Consider the following 17,728-nt stretch of genomic DNA (forward strand, 5'->3'; position numbering starts at 1 on the left):
CTACACCTCTACAATCATCGCAATTTCAACGGGTGCCAGCCCGGGCAGTTCGGAAACGCCGACAGCTGCCCGGGCATGGTGCCCCTTGTCGCCGAAGGCCTGTTCCAGGACCAGCGAGGCGCCGTTGATCACGGCCGGCTGGTCACCGAAGCCTTCGGCCGAAGCTACGTAACCGGTCAGGCTGACTACGGACACGATCCGGTCCAGCGAGCCCAGGTGCTGCTTCAGGGCTGCCAGGCAGTTAAGCACCGCCGTGGCGCTTGCTTCCTGGCCCTGCTCGATGGTGAGCTCGCGCCCCAGCTTGCCGCTGATGGTGAGGACGCCATCGCGGGTGGGCGTCTGGCCCGCCGTGAAAACGAGGTTTCCCACCTGGCGGACCGGAACGTAGTTGGCCACCGGAACAGGTGGGGACGGCAATTCGAGGTCGACGCCGTCGGCCGGGATTTTCGACACGTTCAAGATGCTCCTTTGCGCGGGTTAGCCGGGTCACTACGGACCCTAGGCAAGCGGCAATGGATTGTCAACAATCTACTAACTTTAGGGAGAACTAATGCAGCCCATTGAACCCACGTTCGCCGGCCCGGAGGCACAGGCCGGCATAGGCGTGGTATGCCCGTTCGACATGGCGCTGGACCGCGAGCTGTGGCGGTGGATGCCGTCGGACGTCTCGCTGTTCTTTACCCGGACGCCGTTCTTTGATGAGCCCGTCAGCCTGGAGATGGCCGAGGATGTGAGCGACGACGCCCACATCCTCGCTGCGGTGAAGAACCTTAACGCCGTGCGCCCCGCGGTCATGGCCTATGCCTGCACGTCCGGCAGCTTCGTCAACGGGGTGTCCGGAGCCCGCCATATTTCGAAGGTGATGGCAGCCGCCGCCGACGCGCATGGGGTCAGCACCTCCGAGGCGCTGCTGGAGGCGCTGGAGTATCTGGGCGCCTCCAGGGTGGTGGTCATTACGCCATATGTGGCGGACCTGACCTTGCGGCTGGGGGATTTCCTGGAGGAGGCCGGCCATTCGGTGGCAGCGCAAGCCGAGCTGGGACTGGATGGGGGCATCTGGCAGGTTCCCTACCAGACCACTTGCGATTTGATCCGCGGGGCCGACGTTCCGGAGGCGGACGTGGTCTTCATCAGCTGCACCAACTTGCCCACGTACGACATCATCGCGCCGCTGGAACGGGAGCTGGGCAAGCCGGTCCTCTCGGCCAACCAAGTGACGGCGTGGGCGTCGCTGCGCCGCTTGGGCAAGGCGGCGGTAGGTCCGGGGCAGCGCCTGCTGGCATAGCCGGGACAAAAGAAATCCCGGCGCAGGCTGTTCGTGTGACAGCCCGCGGCCGGGATTTTGTCGTGGTGGGCTATGTTCCGACGGCGACCGGTGCCGTCTTCTTGAACAACGTGCCCAGAGCGTCGCACGGGCGCAGGGCGCCGGCAAGCTGCAGGCCTTGCCAGACGGTTACCTGGTTCGCGGTGAGGACGGGTTTGCCGAGCTCTGCTTCGAGTTCGTTGATCCAGCGGGCGCTGTGCAGCGCCGTGTCCGGGATCAGGATCGCCTGCGCCTCGTCGCTGTCGTTGCTCCGGGCGAGGGCAAGGACGCCCTCGCGGTCAAGTTCTCCGGCAAGGGCGGCCGTGGGGATGTCGTGGCTGACCAGCTGCGTGACGTTGATGCCGCCACGGCTCAAGAGCGCCACGAAGTGCCGGGAGACGTCCTCTGGGTAGGTGGCGGCGACTGCCACCTTGGTCAGATCCAGCGCCTTGCAGGCGGCAACGAAGGCCAGGGATGTGGAAGAGACGGGCACGTCAAGGGCTTCCTGGACCTCCCGGGCCTGCTGGTGTGCGCCCTCCCAGCCGAAGACGAAACTGCCGGATGTGCATGCCCACATAACGGCGTCGGGCAGGGCGGCTCGCAAGGCATCCGCGCCTTCCAGGAGCCTTTCGCTCTTGCCGAGGTCCAGCAGGGCCTGGACTTCGTGCGCGTCGACGCCTACGGAGGTGTGGACCAGGGGAAGGTGGATTCCCTCGCCCAGGAGTTCCTCCATGAAGGGGTAGTCGTCCTCGGCGCCGAAGCCCGGGTACAGCATGCCAATGGTGACGGCCATAGATTCTCCCTTGAAGTGACCGTGGGAACCGCTCCCGCGGATTGTGCACAATCGTACAATCATTAGCCCGCGAAAGATAGGAAAGTAGGATTGTTGACAATACAGATGCGGGCAACATAACCTGACCGAAGTGTTATCGGCGTCACAGCCGGTGGCGGAGACCGCAGGGTGTACCGGACAAGGAGCTTCACAGCGTGATTGATTCACTGGAATGGGCCACTGCCACGCAGCTGGTTGACGCGTATGGATCGGGGGAGGTCTCCCCGGTGGAGGCCGCGCAGGCGGCCCTTGACGCCATTGAACAGCACGACGGCGGCATCAATGCCTTCTGCCTGGTGGAGGCGGAGTCAGCCCTTGCGGCGGCGCGTGAATCGGAGCAGCGCTGGCGCCGGAACGAGCCGCTGGGCCTGGCCGACGGTGTACCCACCTCCATCAAGGACCTCATGCTTACCAAGGGGTGGCCGACGTTGCGCGGGTCCCGCCTGACCTCCCCTGATGGGGACTGGAACGAGGACGCACCCGCTGTGGCCAGGCTGCGCGAAAACGGGGCTGTTCTGATCGGCAAGGTCACAAGCCCCGAGTTCGGCTGGAAGGGCGTGACGGACAGCCCTCGCTGCGGGATCACCCGCAACCCGTGGGACGTTTCGCGCACCGCCGGCGGCTCCAGCGGGGGCAGCGCGGCCGCCGTGGCGCAGGGCATGGGTCCGTGGTCCGTAGGGACCGACGGCGGCGGCTCCATCCGCATCCCCGCCGGCTTTACCGGCGTTGTAGGGTTCAAACCCACGTACGGGACCGTGCCGCTGTACCCGGCCAGCCCTTTCGGCACCCTCGCCCACGCCGGCCCCATCACCCGCACCGTTGAGGATGCCGCGCTGATGCTGGATATCCTTTCCCGCCCGGACGGACGCGACTGGTCCGCAGGTCCCGCGCCGACGCGCTCCTTCCTGTCCACCATCGACGAAGGAGTCCGGGGCCGGAATATCGCCTTCAGCCCGAACCTCGGCTACGGAAAAAATGATCCCGACGTCGACAAGGCAGTCCGCGCGGCAGTCCAGGTCCTGCGGGACCTGGGGGCCGAGGTGGAGGAAATCGACCTTGGCTGGCAGGACCCGGTGGACGCCTACCACGTGCTCTGGTTCAGCGGTGCGGCCAAAGTGGTGGAAGGCTACGGCCCCGGTGCCGCGGAACAGCTTGATCCGCTGCTGGCGGCGGCGCTGGAACGGCACTCCGGCTTCAGCGCCGGGGACTTCCTGGACGCCACGGCGGTCCGCATGAAACTGGGCCGTGAGATGGGGCTTCTCCACGAGCGCTTCGATCTTCTGGTGACCCCCACGCTGCCTATTCCGGCCTTCGAAGCCGGCCGTGACGTCCCGGCCGGCTCATCCTCGCAGGACTGGACGTCCTGGACGCCCTATACATACCCCTTCAACTTGACCCAGCAGCCGGGCATCAGTGTCCCGTGCGGCTTCACCGGCGAAGGCCTTCCGGTCGGGCTGCAGATCGTGGGTCCCCGGCATGGCGACGCCGGAGTGCTCTCGGCGGCCGCCGCATACCAGGGCGCCGTCGACTGGCAGCACGCCCGCCCAAATTCCACCCCGGCAATGTCCACCCCCATCCTGAAGTAAGGCAGAAAATGGCCAAGTACATCAACATCACCCTTGAAAAGCGCGGAGTCACCTGCAAGGCGCTCCTGCACGACGACGCAGCGCCCCGTACGGCCAACGCCGTCTGGGACGCACTTCCCCTGAGCGGGCAGGTGTTCCATGGAAAGTACGCCCGCAACGAGATCTACAACTTGGTTCCGGCGTTTGCTCCCGCTGAACCCGGCGCGGAGAACACCACCGTGACCCCCATCCCGGGCGACGTCTGCTATTTCACGTTTACGTCCAACGATCTCAAGACGCCTTCACACGGCTATGAAGCCGACTCGACGGATTCGGTGCAGACCATCGTCGACCTTGCCGTCTTCTACGGCCGGAACAACCTGCTGCTGAACGGCGACACCGGCTGGGTGCCCGGCAACGTGTTCGCCACCATCGTGGAAGGCCTGGATGAAATGGCGGCCGCCTGCCAGGACATCTGGATGGGCGGCGCCCGGGACGAAACCCTGACCTATTCACGGGCAGTGGACACCGCGCCCTGATCCAGACGAGTCGGGGCCGCCTTGCCGGCGGCCCCGACTTCTTTTTACATAATCCATGGATGGTCAGCTTACTGGCAGTAGGATTGTAGACAGTTTTTGATCCGACCATCCCGGCCGGATATGAAAGACAACCGGTCCGCTGCGGGCTCCGAGGCCCGCAGCCGGACCCCTGACGGATAGTTGGTACCGATGCAAAGATTTGAGCCCCTGGTGCGCGAGTCCACGCCAGCAATCATTGCCGGTAAGTTGCGCACGGCAATCGGGCTGGGCCATATTCCACCGGGCTCCCAGCTGGGGGAGGCGGAACTGGCCAAGGAGCTCGGCGTCAGCCGGGGACCGCTCCGTGAGGCCATGCAGCGGCTCACGCAGGAAGGCCTGCTGATCAGCATCCGCAACCGCGGCCTGTTCGTGATCACCATGACCGATGAAGAGGTCCGCGACATGTATGTGGCGCGCACCGCCGTCGAACGCGCCGCCTCCGAACTGATCCTGCAGATGGGCGGTAAGGGTGTCGCCGCCCAGCTCATAGCGATCGTCAAAGCCATGCAGAGAGCCGCTGACAAAGGCGACCTGGACGCGATGTCCGAAGCCGATATGGAATACCATGCCACGCTGGTCGCGGCGGCCGATAGCACCCGGCTGACCCGTATGCACAACACTCTGCTGACCGAGACCCGAATGTGCCTTACGGCGCTGGAGAAAAAGTATCCCGACCCGCATGCCCGGGTGGCCGAACACCAGGCCATCGCCGAGGCCTTGGGGGACGGGGACCAGGAGCGCGTGGGCAAGCTTTTGATCAGCCACATGGAAGACGCGTTGGAACGCCTGACCGGCGGCAGCGGCGATGCCGAGGTTGCGACCGCCTGACCAGGCCCCGCGCCATGACGCCGCCGCGGAAATGTCACCGCGTAAAAAGAAGGGGGCCGGCTGCACAATGGGCGGTTTCTAGGGGTCGTTGCAACACCTGTTGGTTAGGTGGTTAGTAGTAAATCACGTAAGCGCTCGGCTGGGGTCTTCCAGCCGAGCGTTTTGCGTGGGCGGCCGTTGAGTTCCTGGGCGACGTGTTCGAGGTCTTCGGGTCCGTAGACGGACAGATCGGTTCCTTTCGGGAAGTACTGTCGCAGCAGTCCGTTGGTGTTCTCGTTGGATCCGCGTTGCCAGGGGCTGGCGGGATCGCAGAAGTAGACCTGCATGTCTGTGGCGAGGGTGAACGATCTGTGTCCTGCCATTTCCGCTCCCTGATCCCAGGTCAGTGAACCTCGCAGGTGCTCCGGCAAGGCGGACATGGTCTTGATGAGGCCGTCACGGACAGTTTCAGTGGTGTGGTCGTCCTGAAGATGGACGAGCATGACGTAGCGGGTGGTGCGCTCGACCAAGGTCGCGATTGCCGATTGGTTGTGGGCGCCGGTGATCAGATCGCCCTCCCAATGGCCGGGCACCGCGCGGTCCTCGATTTCGGGCGGCCGCTCGGAAATCATGATCATGGGGTCCACGAACCGGGGAGTGCGTTGTTCCCCGGTGGTATGGGGTTTGCGGCGGGTCCGGCCGGTGCGCAGGGCTGCCTGTATCTCGCGTTTGAGTCCGCCTCTGGCTTGGAGGTAGAGGGCTTGATAGATCGTCTCTGGGCTCACGCGCATCTCCGGGTTGTCAGGGAACTCTTCGACCAGCGTGTTGCTGATCTGTTCCGGAGACCAGCGTAGGAGCAGCTTGTCCTTCACATACTCACGCAGCGTTGACTCAGCGGCGAGTTTGGCTTTTTTGGGCCGGGTCCGCCGGGCTGCGGCCTTCCGGTGAGCCCCGTGCGGCAGGTAGCCCATCCCGGGATCGGCGTTTCGGGCCAGCTCGCGGCTGATCGTTGAAGGCGATCGTCCCAGTGCGCGGGCGATCGCCCTGATCGAGGACCCGGCTGCGTGCAGGTCCCGGATCAGCTCCCGTTCCTTGACGTCGAGGTATCGCGGGTCGATGCGTTTCTCCAAGGCCGAAACCGGGACCGGTGTCGTTCCGGCCACGCCGCCGCCGGGAGGGGTCATGGTGGTCACACCACGTTTGTAGTCGACCACCCGGCCGTCAGGGTAAATGCGTCGCCCACTGGATTTCCGGATTCCTTGATCCCACTCTTCGGCGGTCCGCAGATGTATCCCGACCGCCGCGGCGGCTTTCCGCCGACTCACGCCGGTCTTGCGCAGCTGGAAGTACTCATCCCGCCCCGGGTGCGGACCCGTCCCCGTTTTCCCATGGCTTCTCAGCCCGGATTTACGGACCCAGCCGGCACATGTTGCGAGATTCAGCCCCAACTCCCGTGCGGCATGCGTCGTGCTCTTGAGCCGGTCGAACACCACGAAGAACTCAGCCTTTTGGGCAGCGGTGTATTTCCGCTGGCCAGCTTCACGGTCCCGCGGGACCCGCTCCGGGAGCCGTGATTTATGCACCCACTGGTAACACGTCATCTGATTGAAGCCAAGCTCCGCCGCGGCCGCGCTCACACTCCCACAGCGGTCCAACACAAGGAAGAACTGGGCCTTCTGCTCAGGCGTGTACTTCCTCCGCCCGACAGCTTCCCCCGTTAAAGACGACACGGTCGTTGCAACTCCCAAAAATTCTGGGTGTTGCAACGACCGCTAGAACCCGCCATGTGCAGCCGGCCCCCTTCGCATTAAGTGTTGATCTGTCAGCTCCTGCCGTGCCGCAGGCAAAGCAGCGCGTAAGCGCGCGCAGCGGCGACAATCTCGGCAATGCTGACGGATTCGTTGACCTGGTGGGCCTGGTCGTTCAGTCCGCCGGGGCCCATCACAATAGCGGGCACGCCGAGGTCCCGGACCACGAAGCCGCCGTCGCAGGCAGCAGTCCAGCCGCGGATGGCGCTGTCCACGCCGGCGTCAGCCAGCGCGGCCACGGAGTTCTGCACCAGCGGGTGGTCCTCGGGGGTGCGGAAACCGGGCATCTCCATGGTGACCCTGGCCGAGACCGAGATGCCGTCCGTGTCGATGCCTGCCTCCCGGACCTGTGCCAGGAGGCGCTCCAGGATCTGCTGCGCGTCGTCGTCGGGCATGAGCCGGCGGTCGAGTGAGATGGTACATTCCGCGGCCACCATGGAGGTGCCCGTGCCGCCCTGGATGAGGCCGATGTTCCAAGTGCCCGCGCCCAGTAGCGGGTCCTGGTCCTCCTGGAGCAGGGTGTGGTCCTTGCGGACCAGTTCCAGGATCCTGGCGGCGGCATCGATGGCGTTCCGGCCGTCGGCGGGCCGGCCGGAGTGGGCTGACTTGCCGGTGACTTTCAGCTCGATGTAGCTGTCACCCCGGCAGCCGATCACGGTCTCCAGGTCGGTGGGCTCGGCCACCACGCACGCCGAATAACTGAAGGCCGGATCAGCTGCGGCGGAGACGGTGTAGGCCCGGATGCCGATGCCCAGGTCCTCCTCATCCACGGTGCAGGCCAGTGCCGCGTTGAACGGAAGCTCGGCACCGGCGTCCTTGAGTGCCTTGAAGGCGATGAGGACGGCGGCCAGGCCGCCTTTCATGTCCGTAGAGCCGCGGCCGAACAGCCGTCCGTCCCGTATGTAGGGTTCAAACGGGGGACGCTCCCAACCGGTTCCGGCCGGAACAACATCCGAATGGCCCAGGAACAGCATGCCTGGCAGGCTGCCGCCGGGCAGGACGGCCGTGAAGTTCGGCCGTCCCTCCGCGACGGTTTCGGTGACAACGTCCAGGCCGGCGGCCCGGCTGAACTCCGTCAGGACCTGCACGGTGGCTTCCTCGGTCCCGCCGGGGTTCTCGCCGCCGGCGGTCACGAGCGCGGTGGTGAGCGCCACCAGGTCCGCTTCGCTGATCAGGCCCAGGACCCTGTCTTCAAGGAGCTGCAGATCCTGCTGGAGGGCGGCACTCACGCGCCTGCTCCGGCCTTAAACGCTGCCAGCTCACGGTCCATGGCCCGGCCAAGCCGGATGATTCCTTCCTCGGCCCGCTCCGGAGTGGTGGTTGCGAAGCAGAGGCGGACGGCGTCGTCGAACTTTCCACTGGCGGACAGCGCCGGTCCCGGGATGAATGCCACACCTTCTGCGAGGGCCGTTTCGAAGAGCTTCCGGGTGGAGATCCGCGCATCTTCGCCCTGCAGGGTGAGCCAGAGGAAGAAGCCGCCTTCCGGGTCGGTGGTGGTGACCCGGTCGCCGAGGTGGCTGCGGAGGCCTTCCTGCATCGCGTCCTTGCGGCGCTTATACTCCGTGCGCAGGCCTGCCAAGTGGTTGTCCAGGCCGCCGCGGCGGATGAATTCGGCCACGATGTGCTGGTTGGGGACGTTGGTGCAGGTGTCCATCGCCTGCTTGGCGTTGATGACCAGTTGGCGGAGCGCCGGATCGGTGTCAACCCAGCCGACGCGCAGGCCAGGGGCCAGGATCTTGGAGAACGTGCGGACCGAGAAGAGCAGCGGATCGCCCGGGCTCAGAGCCTGGAAGGACGGCAGGTCCTCGCCCTGGAATCGGAGGAGGCCGTAGGGGTCGTCGTCGATGATCACGGCGTTCCACTCGTGGGCCAGTTCCAGCAGCTGGTGGCGCCGGGCCAGTGACAGGGTGACGCCGGACGGGTTCTGGAAGTTGGGGATGGTGTAGATGGCCTTGGGCGTGCGTCCGGCGGCGGCCACCAGCTCCGGGAGGGCCTCGACGATGAGGCCGTTGTCGTCCATGGGCGCTTCGAGCAGTTCGGCGCCGTAGCTCAGGGCGGTGGCGCTGCCGTTCGTGTACGTGGGGCTTTCAACAATCACCAGGTCGCCGGGGTTGATGAAGATCTTGCAAGCCAGGTCCAGGCCCTGCATGCCGCCGGCGGTGATGGTGACGCGGTCCTCCGTGGTGGGATCCGTGGTCCCTGCAAGGTAGTCCACCAGCGCCTTCAGGAGCACGGGCTCGCCCTCGGTGGCGCCGTAGGTCATGGAGCTGTGGTCGATGACCTTGTCAGCGATGTCGCGGAATTCATCCAGCGGCACGGCCTCGTCCGCGGGGGAGCCCATGGCGAAGCGGACAATGTCGTGGGTCTGGGCTGCGAGCAGGGAGGTGCTGGAGTCGATGACAGAGCCTACAAGGCTGGCTGCGCGGTCTGCCAGCGGCAGTGCCTGGGCGCGGGTAGCAACGTGGTTCATGGCCTAGCCGCCTTTCTGGATGAGTTCGCGGGGGAAGCTGGTGAAGGTTTCCACCCCGTCGGCGGTGACGCGGATGGATTCGGAGAGTTCGTAGCCGTAGTTGTCCATCCACATGCCTCCGATGACGTGGAAGGTCATGTTCTCCTCGAGGATGGATTCCTCCTCGGAGCGGATGGAGATGGTGCGCTCGCCCCAGTCCGGCGGGTAACCGACGCCGATCGAGTAACCGATGCGGGACGGCTTCTCCAGGCCGTACTTGGCCAGCGTCCAGTTCCAGGCGCGGGCAAGTTCACGGACGGGAACGCCCGGCTGCACCTCGGTGAGCACGGCGTTCAGCCCGTCGGCGACGGCGTCCGCCAGCTTGGAGAGCCGTTCCGGCTTCTTGCCGAGCGTCAGGGTGCGCGCAAGGGGCGTGTGATAGCGATGGTGGGCGCCTGCCAGTTCGATTACCACTGCCTGGCCGTCCTCGAAGCGGTCCTCGCTCCAGGTCAGGTGCGGGGTGTCGGCAGCTTCGCCCGTGGGCAGCATCGGCACGATGGCGGGGTAGTCGCCGCCGATGCCGTTGGCGCCCCGGATCTGGGCCTGGCTGATCGCCGCGGCCGCGTCGCATTGGCGAACGCCGACGTCGATCGTTTCCACAGCAGCATGCATTGCCGCCATGCAGACCTGCGCGGCACCGCGCATCAGCTGGATCTCGGCTGGGGACTTGACGGAACGTACCCAGTTGACCAGCTCGAAGCTGTCCACCAAGGTCCATTCGGGGATGGCGTTGACCAGCGAACGGTACGCCTTGGGGGAGAAGAAGTGCGAGTCCATCTCCAGGCCCACGCAGCCCTTGGCGGCAGGGGCAATGAGGTGGCGCTCGCGCAGCGCAAAAGCCACCCAGTCGAAAGGGTGGACATGCGGGCGGTGGACGTACTGCTCGGGATATCCGACGACGCATTCCTCGGGCAGCCAGGTGGTGCGGGTGGCGCCCCCGGCATCCATGGCCCGGCTGAACAACAGCATGGGGCCGTCAGCCGGCACAAAGACCAGTTGCGGGGTGTAGAAGGACCAGGCGTTGTAGCCGGTCAGGTAGTAAATGTTGGCAGGATCGGTGACCAGCAGGGCTGACAGCCCCTGCCTGGCCATGCGCAAGCGGACGCCGGCGAGCCGGGCGTCATATTCCTCTTGGCTGAACAGCAAAGAGACACCTCCGATGATTAGTAGATTGTTTACAATTTACGCTATGTGGCATGGCTCACACAAACCGGCGTGCAGCTCTGCGGGCAGGGGTGTCTGCAGGACTACCGGCTGCTGACGTAGCCGCGCTGCTTGTCCACCACGTTGTTGAGCTGCACGCCGCTGGTCCAGCGTTCGAGATTCTCCTGGAACTGACGCGCCAATGCGTCCCGCCACCCGACCACGTCGCCGCACATGTGGGCGGACATATGGACGTTGTCCATGGACCAGAAGGGGTGCGCGGCAGGAACCGGCTCCTCGGTGAAGACGTCCAGGGATGCGGCAGCAATCACGCCCTCCTGGAGGGCCTCGATCAGCGCCGGCTCGTCCACCAGGGCGCCGCGGCCCACGTTGATTACGTGCGCGGACGGCTTCATGGCGGCGAGGACCTTGCGGTCCATCATGTTCCTGGTCTGGTCGGTCAGGGGCGCAATGAGCACCACGTGGTCCGCCCAGCCCGCGTGCGCAGCCAGGTCCCCGCTGGCCAGGACAGTGCCGAAGTCCGGGTCGTTGTCACGGGCGGTGCGGCCCACGCCGCGGACGTCGATTCCCACCGCGCGCAGGAGCCGGGCCGTTGCCCGGCCGATGCCACCGGTGCCCACTACCAGCGCACGGGAACCCTCGGTGCGGGTCACCTCGCGGTGTTGCCACGTGGCCTGCTGCTGCAGGGCCTTGCTGCGGTGCAGTTGCTTGTCGTGCGCCAGGATGGACGCCAGGACGAATTCTGCTATCGGCCGGTCAAAGGTGCCATGGGCGTTCGTCACCACCACGTCCGAGGAGCGCAGTTCATCGAACATCATCGCGTCCACTCCGGCCGCCGCCACGTGCACCCATTTAAGGGCATCGGCGTGAGGCCAGGCTTCGCTCAGTGCTGATGAGAAGAAGTCCCAGAGGAACAGAATGTCGGCTCCGCGCGATGCTTCCGGGAGTCCGGCTGCGTCCGTGAGGGCCACGTCGGCCACCTGTTCAATATCGGTCAGGTTGTAGGGGCGGGGCTGCCCTTCGGCGACCAGGACCACAACCCGGGGCTTCGTTGCTCCGGAGGGTCCCGCCGAGGCCGGTAGGGGCTGGCTTTGGATGTCAGTGTTACTCACGCCACAACCCTACGTGATATTAGGATTGTTGACAATAAACAGATGTGACCTGCATCATGGATCGCATGACTTCCCTCAGCCCCGCACTCAAGCAAGCAACCCCCGTCGTCGTGGACCACGCCCTTGGCAGCTGGATCCACGGGACGGACGGCAAAGACTACCTGGACTTCACCACCGGCATCGGCGTGACCAGTACCGGCCACTGCCACCCGAAGGTGGTGGCCGCAGCACGCGAACAGGTGGGCAAGATCATCCACGCCCAGTACACCACCGTGATGCACAAGCCACTGCTGGAACTGACCGAAAAGCTCGGCGAGGTCCTCCCCGCCGGCCTGGACTCCGTCTTCTACGCGAACTCAGGTTCCGAAGCTGTGGAAGCTGCCATCCGGCTGGCCCGCATGGCCACCGCCCGCCCCAACATCGTGGTTTTCCAGGGCGGCTTCCACGGCCGCACCGTCGCCGCCGCTTCCCTCACCACCGCCGGCACCAAATTCTCCGCCGGGTTCTCCCCGCTGATGGCGGGCGTCCACATGTCCGCGTTCCCCTACGCCTACCGCTACGGCTGGGACGAAGCGCTCGCGGTCGAGTTCGCCCTGCAGGAACTGGACTACCTGCTGCAGACCCGCACCGCCCCCAACGACACCGCCGCTTTCCTGATCGAACCGGCACTGGGCGACGGTGGCTACCTGCCCACTCCGCCCGCCTTCATGGAGGGCCTGCGCGAGCGTGCCGATAAGTACGGCATCAAGCTGATCTTCGACGAGGTCCAAGCTGGCGTGGGGCGCACCGGAAAGTTCTGGGGCCACCAGTACTCCAATGCCACCCCGGACATCATCATCACTGCCAAGGGCATCGCCTCCGGTTTCCCGATTTCCGCCATCGCAGCCTCCACCGAAACCATGTCCAAGGCCTGGCCCGGTTCCCAGGGCGGCACCTACGGCGGAAACGCGGTTTCCGCTGCGGCCGGCGTCGCCACCCTCGAAGTCGTCAAGGAAGAAGGCCTGGTGGAGAACTCCCGGATCCGCGGCGAGCAGCTCCAAGCCGGCCTCAAGGAGATCCAGCAGCGGTTCCCGGTCATCGGCGACGTCCGCGGCCGCGGCCTCATGCAGGGCATCGAATTCACCGGCGAAGACGGCAAGCCGGACGCGGCCACGGCCGCAGCAATCCAACAGGCCACCACGGACCAGGGGCTGCTGACCCTGACCTGCGGCCCTGCCGGCAACGTGGTCCGCCTCATCCCGGCACTGGTGGTCACCGCCGAGGAGATCGCCACCGGCCTGGAGCGCTTCGAAGCCGCCGTCGGTGCCGTGGTCGGCGCTGTCCCCGCCACCGCCGGAGCCTGAGCCGCGCGATGACTGTATCCTCCCTGCCCGCCGCCCGGGCCGACATCGTATCCGCTGCCGCGCCCGACGCGGAGCAGCAGCGGATCCTGCGGCGGCTGTCCGCGGCCGGAATCGACGCGGACACTTCGCCGCGGCGGCTGGCTGAGTATTCCTATGACGCCTCCAATTACCGTGTGGCGCCGCTCGCCATCGTGTTCCCGCGGTCCACCGCGGACGTGGTGGGAACGCTGGTGGCGTGCCGGGAGACAGGCACCCCGCTGATCAGCCGCGGCGGGGGTACATCCATGGCCGGCAACGCGATCGGACCCGGCGTGGTGCTGGACTTCTCGCGCCACATGAACCGGATCCATGGCATCGACGAGGCCACCGGAACCGTCTCGGTGGATCCCGGGGTAGTCCTGGCAGTGCTGTCCCGCGAGGTGGAGCGGGCCACAGGCAACCGCTACACGTTCGCCCCGGACCCCTCGTCCAAAAACCGGGCCACCATTGGGGGTTCGCTCGGGAACGACGCCTGCGGGAACCACTCCGTGCGCTACGGCCGCATGTCGGACCACGTGGTGGAGCTCGACGTCGTCACCTCCGACGGCGCCCGGCTCACCGCCACAGCGGATGGCCTGCGCGCCACCGACCCCGCGGACAAGGCCAGTGCTGCACGCGCGGCCTCGCTCACCGGTTCGCTCAAGGAACTGGCGCACATCAACCTGGCCGAGTTCCGGGTTGAGCTGGGCCGGATCCAGCGGCAGGTTTCGGGTTACCACCTGGATAACCTGCTACCGGAAAAGGGCTTCAACGTGGCGCGCGCCATGGTGGGCTCGGAAGGAACCTGCGCCATCATCACCGGCGCGCGGATGAAGCTGGGCCCCAAACCGGCCAGCGCTCTGCTGGTCTGCCTGGGGTACGCCGACGTCGTGGAGGCAGCGCGGGATATCACCACTATTCTGGAATTCTCGCCGGCCGCCGTCGAAGGCATCGACGAAGCCATCGTGGACACCATGCGTTTCCGGCGCGGCGCCGACTCGGTGCTTGGACTTCCGGAGGGTAAAGCCTGGCTCTATGTGGACCTCGACGGCGACGATCCCGCCCAGGTGCGTGCCGACGCTGACCGCCTGCTGGCCCGGCTCCGGGAAAACGGCCGCCTAGTGGCTGGCCGCCCGGTTCCCGACACCGTGGAGCGCGCCTCGCTGTGGCGGGTCCGCGAGGATGGCGCCGGTCTTTCCGCCCGTCTCGCCAGCGGTGGCGAGTCATGGCCCGGCTGGGAGGACTCGGCCGTAGCACCGGAAAACCTGGCCAGCTATCTTGCCGATTTCCGCGGGCTGCTGGACAGCTTCGGGCTGCAGGGGGTCATGTATGGGCACTTCGGCGCAGGGTGCATGCACATCCGCATCACCTACGATCTCCGTACGGAGGAAGGCCGCGAGGTGTTCCGCCGGTTCTCCGCGGAGGCGGCGAAACTGGTGGTCCGGCACGGCGGCTCCCTCTCCGGCGAGCACGGGGACGGCAGGGCCCGATCGCAGCTGCTTCCGCTGATGTACTCGGCTCGGATGCTGGCGGCGTTTTCAGACTTCCGCCAGCTGTGGGATCCCGTTTCGATCCTGAATCCCGGCTCCCTCACCGACCCTGACCCGCTGGATGAGAACCTGGCATTGGACGGCGTGCCGCAGCGGGAATGGCGAACCAGCTTTGACCTGCGGCCGCTGCACTCCGGCGGCGGTTCGGCCAGCGAAACGGATAACCCGTCCGACTCCGCCGGCAGCGGCAACGACCCTTGGGTCCACGCCGTCCAGGCATGCATCGGCGTCGGCCGCTGCCGCACAGACGCCGGCGGCGTCATGTGCCCCAGCTACCGGGCCACCGGCGACGAGAAGGATTCGACCCGCGGCCGGTCCCGCGTGCTGCAGGACATGGTCCGCGGCGCCCGCACCGTGGACGAAGGCTGGAAGTCCGAAGAGGTACGCGAAGCGCTTGACCTGTGCTTGTCATGCAAGGCATGTTCCAGCGACTGCCCCACAGGCGTGGACATGGCCACCTACAAGTCCGAGTTTTACAGCCACTACTACCAGGGCAAGCTACGGCCGCTCTCGCACTTCTCACTGGGATGTCTTCCGCGCTGGCTGAAGATCACCGGGCACGTGGCACCGCTGGTCAATGCCGCCCTGGCCACGCCCCTGGGGAAGCTGGCCGCCGTGCTGGGCGGCCTCACCACACACCGTGACCTGCCCCGGTTCGCCGGCGACAGTGAATGGCGCAAAGAGGTAGCCGCGGCTGACGTGGGAATGCCGGGCCGCAGGATCCCAGGGCAAAAAACCGGTGGGAAGTACGATGGCGGGACGCGCTCCCGCCGCGAGGTCATCCCGGGCGCTTCGGCCTCAGGCGTCGTGCTCTTCGTAGACACCTTCACCAAAGGATTCCGGCCCGAGGTGGCCGGTGCCGCCGCCCGGGTGCTGGCCGGCACGGGGGCCTCCACGGAATGCGCGGCAGATGCGTGTTGCGGGCTGACGTGGATCTCCACTGGCCAGCTGGACACTGCAAAGAAGCTGATGGCGAACGCTGCCGAAGTCCTGGACGACGGCACCGACCGTCCCATCGTGGTGGTAGAGCCCAGCTGCGCAGCCGCGCTGCGGAAGGACCTGCCCGAACTGGTACACACGGACCAAGCCCGGCGGGTGGCCGCGAGGGTCCGCAGCTTCGCCCAGCACGTTGGCGAGCTGGCCGCCGCAGGCTGGACTCCGGTTCCTGCAATGCCGCTTCCGGACCAGGTGGTGCTGCAGACGCACTGCCACGAATACTCGGTGTTCGGCGCCAAGACCCAGCGCGGCGCCCTGGCCTCCATTGGCGTCGCAGATGTGGTGGATGCCCCCGGCTGCTGCGGAGTGGCAGGCAACTTCGGGTTCGAAAAGGAGCACTACGAGGTGAGCATGAAGGTCGCCGAGCAGTCGTTGGCCCCGGCGCTGCGTGCCACAAGAGCGGGATCCGTGGTCCTCACCGACGGGTTCTCCTGCGCTATGCAGGTGAAACAAATCGATCCCGAACGCCCCGGAAGGCACATTGCCCAGCTCCTGGACCCGGGAGAAAAAGCCCCAGGAAAGACTGCCCAGACCACGCCTGACGCTGCCGCAGGCTGACCCACATTTTGCACCATCTCCAACGAAAAGGATTCTCGATCATGACAACCCAGACCACCCAGACCGCCGGCACCTCGCAGCAGGCCAGGGACGCCATCGCCAAGGTCAGCACCGGCCTCTTCATCGACGGCGAGTGGACCGAAGCCGCCTCCGGCGCCCGCTTCGACGTAATCAACCCCGCAACCGAGGAGGTCATCGCCACCGTGGCCGACGGCGGCCCCGAAGACGCCCGCCGCGCCATCGAGACCGCAGGCCGCGTCCAGGCAGACTGGGCCAAGACCGCGCCCCGTGAGCGCAGCGAAATCCTCCGCCGCGCCTACGATCTCATCATGGCCCGCCAGGACGAACTGGCCCTCATCATGACCTCCGAGATGGGCAAGCCCTTCGCCGAAGCCAAGGGTGAAGTGGCCTACGCGGCCGAGTTCTTCCGCTGGTTCTCCGAGGAGGCCGTCCGGATCGGCGGCGACGTGACCACCACCGGCGACGGCAAGAACCGCATCCTCGTCTCGAAGCAGCCGGTCGGACCGTGCGTACTGGTCACCCCCTGGAACTTCCCGCTGGCCATGGGCACCCGCAAGATCGGCCCCGCCATCGCCGCAGGCTGCACCATGGTGTTCAAGCCGGCCAACCTCACCCCGCTGTCTTCGCTGGCGCTGGTAGACATCCTGATCGAGGCAGGCCTGCCCAAGGGCGTCCTGAACGTGGTCTGCACCACCAAGGCTTCCGCCGTGGTTTCCCCGTGGATGGCCAGCGGCATTGCCCGCAAGGTCAGCTTCACCGGCTCCACCGACGTGGGCGTCCGCCTACTGGAGCAGGCTGCCCAGCACGTCATGCGCTCCTCCATGGAGCTGGGCGGCAACGCGCCGTTCATCGTGTTTGAAGACGCGGACCTGGACCGTGCGGTTGACGGCGCCGTCGCAGCCAAGATGCGCAACATGGGCGAGGCGTGCACGGCTGCCAACCGCCTCTTTGTCCAGCGCCCCATCGCAGACGAATTCGCACGCCGCCTCGCTGCCCGCCTGAACGCACTTTCGGTGGGCGACGGTGCCGAGACCGGGACCGACGTCGGGCCCCTCGTTGAGGAAAAGGCGCTGACCAAAGTGCAGGAACTGGTGGACGACGCGGTGGCCAAAGGCGCCACCGTTGTCTGCGGCGGCTCACGGCCTGACCGTCCGGGCTACTTCTATTCGCCCACAGTGCTGTCCGGCGTAAACCCGGAGTCGGACCTGATGAGCCAGGAGATCTTCGGCCCGGTGGCACCCGTGGTGCCGTTCGACACGGAAGGAGAGGTTACCCGGCTGGCCAACGACACTCCATGGGGCCTGGTGGGGTATCTTTTCACCCAGGACGTGGACCGCGGTTTCCGGATGGGCGACGCTCTCGAAGTAGGCATGGTCGGGCTGAATACAGGAATTGTCTCCAACCCGGCGGCACCGTTCGGCGGCATCAAAGCCTCAGGCCTCGGCCGCGAAGGCGGACGCGTAGGCATCGAGGAATTCCTCGAGACCAAGTACATGTCCGTACCCCGCGGCTGAAAGCAGCTTGAAAGTCCTGCGCCAATTGCCCGCGCAGCCGAATACAAGTC

Annotated in this window: 14 protein-coding genes; 7 read left to right on the forward strand and 7 right to left on the reverse strand. The window is 66.1% G+C overall.

Going from position 1 to position 17,728, the window contains the following annotated elements:
- A complete protein-coding gene (locus ACFVTD_RS19220; RefSeq protein WP_387566133.1) occupies positions 1–453 on the reverse strand; it encodes a RidA family protein in 453 nt (150 codons plus the stop codon).
- A 97-nt stretch (positions 454–550) separates the two neighbouring features.
- Here ACFVTD_RS19220 and ACFVTD_RS19225 point away from each other — a divergent pair, with 97 nt between their 5' ends.
- On the forward strand, positions 551–1,285 hold the full coding sequence (locus ACFVTD_RS19225; RefSeq protein ID WP_387566136.1) for an Asp/Glu/hydantoin racemase: 735 nt from the start codon (positions 551–553) through the stop codon (positions 1,283–1,285).
- Between the two features lie 70 nt (positions 1,286–1,355).
- Here the strand turns inward: ACFVTD_RS19225 and ACFVTD_RS19230 are convergent, their stop codons facing one another.
- Positions 1,356–2,096 carry a maleate cis-trans isomerase gene (locus ACFVTD_RS19230; protein ID WP_387566139.1) on the reverse strand — a complete coding sequence of 247 codons (741 nt, stop codon included), beginning with the start codon at positions 2,094–2,096 and terminating at the stop codon, positions 1,356–1,358.
- A gap of 194 nt (positions 2,097–2,290) precedes the next feature.
- Between ACFVTD_RS19230 and ACFVTD_RS19235 the strand changes: the two genes are divergently transcribed.
- The 3 genes from ACFVTD_RS19235 to ACFVTD_RS19245 all read left to right on the forward strand — a co-directional run bounded on the left by ACFVTD_RS19235 (position 2,291) and on the right by ACFVTD_RS19245 (position 5,106).
- Positions 2,291–3,721 (forward strand): amidase, encoded by a 1,431-nt coding sequence (locus ACFVTD_RS19235; RefSeq protein WP_387566141.1) that lies wholly within the window; start codon positions 2,291–2,293, stop codon positions 3,719–3,721.
- Between the two features lie 8 nt (positions 3,722–3,729).
- Positions 3,730–4,239, forward strand: a complete 510-nt coding sequence (locus tag ACFVTD_RS19240) for a DUF3830 family protein (protein WP_387566144.1) — start codon at positions 3,730–3,732, stop codon at positions 4,237–4,239.
- Positions 4,240–4,449: 210 nt separating this feature from the next.
- Positions 4,450–5,106, forward strand: a complete 657-nt coding sequence (locus ACFVTD_RS19245; RefSeq protein WP_387566147.1) for a GntR family transcriptional regulator — start codon at positions 4,450–4,452, stop codon at positions 5,104–5,106.
- Between the two features lie 104 nt (positions 5,107–5,210).
- Here the strand turns inward: ACFVTD_RS19245 and ACFVTD_RS19250 are convergent, their stop codons facing one another.
- The 5 genes from ACFVTD_RS19250 to ACFVTD_RS19270 form a co-directional block, all read right to left on the reverse strand.
- Entirely contained in the window at positions 5,211–6,410 is a 1,200-nt protein-coding gene (locus ACFVTD_RS19250) for an IS30 family transposase (protein WP_387566248.1), read from the reverse strand.
- A gap of 497 nt (positions 6,411–6,907) precedes the next feature.
- Positions 6,908–8,122, reverse strand: coding sequence for a M20 family metallopeptidase (locus tag ACFVTD_RS19255; protein ID WP_387566150.1), 1,215 nt, complete (start codon positions 8,120–8,122; stop codon positions 6,908–6,910).
- Positions 8,119–9,363: a PLP-dependent aminotransferase family protein gene (locus ACFVTD_RS19260; RefSeq protein WP_387566153.1), complete on the reverse strand. Its 1,245-nt coding sequence runs from the start codon at positions 9,361–9,363 to the stop codon at positions 8,119–8,121. Before ACFVTD_RS19260 ends, ACFVTD_RS19255 begins: the two co-directional genes overlap by 4 nt.
- 3 nt (positions 9,364–9,366) lie before the next feature.
- Complete coding sequence (locus tag ACFVTD_RS19265; protein ID WP_387566156.1) at positions 9,367–10,548, reverse strand: M24 family metallopeptidase; 1,182 nt, start codon at positions 10,546–10,548, stop codon at positions 9,367–9,369.
- 101 nt (positions 10,549–10,649) lie between these two features.
- Positions 10,650–11,597, reverse strand: a complete 948-nt coding sequence (locus ACFVTD_RS19270) for a D-2-hydroxyacid dehydrogenase (RefSeq protein ID WP_387566251.1) — start codon at positions 11,595–11,597, stop codon at positions 10,650–10,652.
- A 146-nt stretch (positions 11,598–11,743) separates the two neighbouring features.
- On the opposite strand from ACFVTD_RS19270, the gene ACFVTD_RS19275 reads away from it, so the two are divergent.
- The 3 genes from ACFVTD_RS19275 to ACFVTD_RS19285 are packed head-to-tail and all read left to right on the forward strand — an operon-like array spanning position 11,744 to position 17,678.
- Positions 11,744–13,021, forward strand: a complete 1,278-nt coding sequence (locus tag ACFVTD_RS19275; RefSeq protein ID WP_387566159.1) for an aspartate aminotransferase family protein — start codon at positions 11,744–11,746, stop codon at positions 13,019–13,021.
- A gap of 8 nt (positions 13,022–13,029) precedes the next feature.
- Positions 13,030–16,143 (forward strand): FAD-binding and (Fe-S)-binding domain-containing protein, encoded by a 3,114-nt coding sequence (locus ACFVTD_RS19280; protein ID WP_387566162.1) that lies wholly within the window; start codon positions 13,030–13,032, stop codon positions 16,141–16,143.
- Positions 16,144–16,184: 41 nt separating this feature from the next.
- Positions 16,185–17,678: an NAD-dependent succinate-semialdehyde dehydrogenase gene (locus tag ACFVTD_RS19285; RefSeq protein WP_387566165.1), complete on the forward strand. Its 1,494-nt coding sequence runs from the start codon at positions 16,185–16,187 to the stop codon at positions 17,676–17,678.
- Positions 17,679–17,728: the final 50 nt, after the last annotated feature.

Origin of the sequence: Pseudarthrobacter sp. NPDC058119 (genome assembly GCF_042884655.1) — a bacterium.
In the GTDB taxonomy this organism is placed as follows: domain Bacteria; phylum Actinomycetota; class Actinomycetes; order Actinomycetales; family Micrococcaceae; genus Arthrobacter.